Origin of the sequence: Moraxella oblonga NBRC 102422 (assembly GCF_001598275.1) — a bacterium.
Lineage (GTDB): Bacteria > Pseudomonadota > Gammaproteobacteria > Pseudomonadales > Moraxellaceae > Moraxella > Moraxella oblonga.
Genome location: NZ_BCYQ01000079.1, coordinates 1 through 4,477 on the forward strand (window position 1 = coordinate 1; position 4,477 = coordinate 4,477).

At 46.4% G+C, this 4,477-nt stretch carries 5 protein-coding genes; all 5 read left to right on the forward strand.

Features of this window, described 5'->3' with window-relative positions:
• The coding region (locus MOB01S_RS12600) for a hypothetical protein (RefSeq protein ID WP_169798155.1) at window positions 1–248 on the forward strand (248 nt) is incomplete at its 5' end.
• Window positions 249–404: 156 nt separating this feature from the next.
• Window positions 405–836, forward strand: a complete 432-nt coding sequence (locus MOB01S_RS11860; RefSeq protein ID WP_066805773.1) for a hypothetical protein — start codon at window positions 405–407, stop codon at window positions 834–836.
• Between the two features lie 473 nt (window positions 837–1,309).
• Window positions 1,310–2,266, forward strand: coding sequence for a replication initiation protein (locus tag MOB01S_RS11865; protein WP_066805775.1), 957 nt, complete (start codon window positions 1,310–1,312; stop codon window positions 2,264–2,266).
• Window positions 2,267–2,612: 346 nt separating this feature from the next.
• Window positions 2,613–2,972 carry a plasmid mobilization protein gene (locus MOB01S_RS11875; protein ID WP_066805786.1) on the forward strand — a complete coding sequence of 120 codons (360 nt, stop codon included), beginning with the start codon at window positions 2,613–2,615 and terminating at the stop codon, window positions 2,970–2,972.
• On the forward strand, window positions 2,962–4,477 hold a 1,516-nt coding region (locus MOB01S_RS13005; RefSeq protein ID WP_066805789.1), incomplete at its 3' end, for a relaxase/mobilization nuclease domain-containing protein. The genes MOB01S_RS11875 and MOB01S_RS13005, both read left to right, overlap by 11 nt.

Here is a 4,477-nt window from a genome sequence, read left to right on the forward strand (position 1 = left end):
GCGGAGACCATAGACAGACTTACAAGCTCATTGAGACAGTTACAAGCGACTGTAACGAGCTTAAACAACGCATTGACAGGAGTAGAGCGGAGTTCCTAGCCATGCAACTCATGTACGCCAACACCAATCAGCCACTCAGCATGGACGACAAACAAAAAATCGTTGATGATATGCCAGTCCTACAACTGGCGATGACAGCCAAGCGGTTACGCAAGGATAAGGAGTTGAATTATACACCATCATTATAGGGGCTTTGAAATTACAAAGTATGTGCTTATTTAAAGGGGTTGTGATAGGGTTTTGGTCTTTAATTTTGGCTACCCCCCACAAGTTTTGTAATTGTTAAATACTTTGGTTTATCATAGCACACACAAAGAAAAACCCATTATTTTAAGGTAAAAACTATGCCCCTATACGATAACGCCCTAGAAATTATCCGTACCAACTTAGAACAGCTACAAAATGGCGAACGCCCTAAATTTGTCGCAATAGGTAAACTGACTGATGAGCAATTAGCTACAATCAATCAAAAACAGCTTGAAAACGGCTTGCCAGTCGTCCAATGCAACGAAATTTTGTACATGGGGAGACATCACTACAACAGCCGAACCAAAGACGGCTATACGATTGATGACTTGGTAAAGCAAATTGAAAGTGCATTGGCTGAAACTAGTGTGATTGAGAACAACAAGGTGCTCAAAAGTATGGTGTTAAGAGATGACGGCTACGGCAATATGGTTCAAGATTGGGCGGTTTTTGAGATGACTGCAAAACGCCCAAAAATGGAATTGTTTTCAGTCATTCCCAAAGGAGATGACAACAAACCAATAAAGTAAAACCCGCCCATATGTTGCCATATAAGCGGATTTTGGTGTTATAAAACGCAATCTCGGTTAACTTAGAACTCCGACGCCCTTGCGTTCTAAGGTTAATATAATGCATTTTTGCACAGAATTCAAGTGGTTGAATTTCTTTTGTCTTTTAAATTGTAGGACAAATTAAAATTTTAACGACTTGATAAAAATACCGCATTTAATGCGTGTACAAAGCCCATAGAGAGCTTTTAAAGTAAAAATGGTGTTAAGGTAGCACCCACGACACAAAATCGCTCTATGACGCTCCTAGACCCCTTAAATGCGATTTGCGATTTTTTGTTCAAAGTGATAAGATGTAGTCCTACAAAATTTAAGCCCCCAACGCTAGCAACACTGGGGGCTTGGATTGCGAAAATTTAACCTTCGACAGCCAATTCCGCAAGTAATCTTTGTGTATTATACATAAAGCCCTTGCGGAATGCAATGGAGTTTTTATGTATTTACTCAAACAAGTCCACGACTTTGAGAACTGCGAGCAAATTCAAGCCCTGTTTTCTGACCTACCCAAACGCCCATACTGCACCAATGCCAAAGGCTTTTGCCACATTCGCACCAAAGAACACGCCATAAAGCACGCCTACATACAGCCTAACACGCCTTTTAAGGTCAAATGGTTGGTGTTTGACGTGGACGACCCTAACGCCCTTTTTGCGTTCCATGACAACGACACGCCACGCCCCCAACTCATCATCAAGAACCCCACCAACGGACACGCCCACTACTGCTACAAATTGGCGTTTCCAGTCGCTCTCATGGGCGAGACGAACCAAAAGGCGATAAAGTACCTAGACAGCGTTTACAACGCCTTAAAACGCAAATTAGGGGCAGATAGGGGGTATTCTGGTAATCTCATCAAGAACCCCACACATTCAGACTGGCAGACATACACGGCAGGGGCAAACGCACAGGGCTACACGTTGGACGAGTTAGCCGAGTATTTAGACCTAGACGAGCCGACAAACGCCCCCACAGTTGCCAATGACAGCCATTTTGGGCGTAACTGCTCCGTATTCCATGCCACACGCCATCAAGCCTATGCAATCGCCCATAAACACGATTACAGGACGCTTTTTAATGCGGTGTTAGCCATTGCCACCGCCGAGAATGCGAAGTTTGACAACCCCCTAAACCCCAACGAAGTCCGCCACATCGCCAAGAGCATTGCCAAATACTGCAAATCAGCAAGATTTACCGCCATGTCTGCCGAGTGGTTTAGCCGTTTACAGGCTCACAGGGGTAAGCAGGGCGGTAAAGCCAAAGGCAGGGCATACCAAGATAAGAGAGAACAAGCCAAAATCCTTGCAAATAAAGGGCTGAGCATTCGCCAAATTGCCGAACAAATAGGGGTTAGTAAGTCAGCAGTAGCCAATTATTTGAAAGTGTCCAAATAGCCATAAATCAGATAATAGCCCCTAAACGTCAGTTCGGGGGGGGCGGTTTTAGGTGTCGTGCAAGAATTGAAAAAAAAAAAATGCTGGGCAGGGGCGGTGGTGTGGTCTGCATTAGGGGGGCAAATCTCATCGTATAAACCAACCCCATTAGATGCGGGGGGTAAGGGCTTGAACCTGATTGAAGTGTGTGCTATTATCTGCGGTATTCTCATGGGCAAGCATACGCAAGACCCACAAAACCGCTCCGCTAATTTGTGTGTTTGCGTGCTTGCAAGGGGTGACCCCTTGACCCCTTCCCCATTTCCGCCATGCTCCAATGGGGCAAAAACCGCCACGAGCCGCAGCCATGACCACGAGAGAGAAACGCACCCAATCCATCAAAATCCGCTTGACCCCAAGCGAGCTTGCCGAGATGAAAAAGCGACAAGTTGGCGATGAGCTTGCCACATGGGTACGCCAACTTTGTTTGGGCGAACCCATACAAACAAAACCAAAAAGACGGAGCAGAAAAGAACCGCCCAAAGCTGATACAGCCTTGTTGGTGTCGCTTGCACGCATAGGCAATAACCTAAACCAACTTGCCAAGCAAGCCAACACTTTGGACGATGTCGCCAAGTTGCAAGCCTTTGCAGATTTGGCAGTAATACAAAATCAGCTTGATGTATTACTTCAATCGCACGTTGTGGGGGCTGACGATGATAGTTAAGTTTATACCCAAGAAAGGGGGTGGCAGTTGCCAAGCTACCATGCGGTATCTACTAGGGGCTAATGACGACCGTGAGCAAGTCACCGTACTGCGTGGCGACCCCAAATTAACCCAATACCTTGCTGATAGCCTAGACTTCAAACACGGCTACACGGTGGGCGTGCTATCGTTCAAGGAGCATGACTTACAGGACGACCTAAAAAACGCCATCATGGACGATTTTGAGCGGACGTTATTTTGTGGCATGGACAAGGAGCAATACAACATCTGTTGGATACAGCACCAAGACAAAGACCGCTTAGAGCTTAACTTTGTCATACCCAAAGTCGAGCTACGCACAGGCAAGAACTTCAACCCCTATTACGACCGCATAGACCGCCAAAGGGTCAATGACTTCAAGACCTTTACCAATGCTCACTACAACCTACACGACCCAGACAACCCAAGCAACAAGCAAGCCATAAGCGAAAACATGACCTTGCCAAAGGGCAAAAAAGCCATTGCCGACATGATACATCAAGGGGTATTGGCAAGCATTGAGAGCGGAGCGGTGGCAAGCCGTCAAGACGTGATAGACTTGCTTACATCTAGTGGGTTCGATATCGCACGCATTACAGATAAATCCATCAGCATAGCCGACCCACAAGGGGGGCGTAACCTACGATTGAAAGGTGCAATCTATGAAAAAGAGTTTGCAGGAATTAGCCCAAGAATTACAGCAGAACTCACAGCAAGAGCTACAAGCTACGAGAGAGAGCTTACAGAGCGTGCTGACACAGCACGAAAACGACTTGACACAGCAATTACAGAGCGTGCTGAGTACAATGCGAAACGATACAGGGGAGCTACTGCGAGAAGCCATCAAGACCAACGAAGCGTTGATTATTCAGCAGATGACCGACTTTTACAGACGAATGAGCGACTTTCAGCAGGAGCTACACACAGTCCATCAGCGAGCCTTGACAGCCAAAGAGAGCGAGAAAATACCCTACTTGGAGCAGTTCAACCAACTAACCATTTTGGGGATAGGAGTGGTGGCAGGGGCGTTTCTGACGTTGTTGCTCATGGTGTTGGCAATGCTACTAATGCCAGTTTAGGGGGTGTATATGAACCATTATTCCAAGACATTCAAACGGCTTTTGGCGGACTACGACAGCAAGAACCGCCAACAAATGCAAGCCTTAGCGGAGCAAAAGGACAGCACGATAAGGCAGTTACAGACCACCATAGACGACTTACAGAGCAAGCACAGCGAGCTGATAACATCATTGCAAACAGCACATCAGAGAGAACTCAACGCACTGACGCAGGAAATCAACGCACTCAACAGCTACAACAGGCAAGCGAACGACACCAACAAGAGACTACAAGCACGTTTGGACGACTTGACGAAGTCGGAGAACGCATTAAAGACACATTGGCAGACGTTGAGCGACGAACAGCAGACCTTGATAGACAAGCAAAATCAAGACATAGCCAGTCTAATACAGTCAAACACATTACAA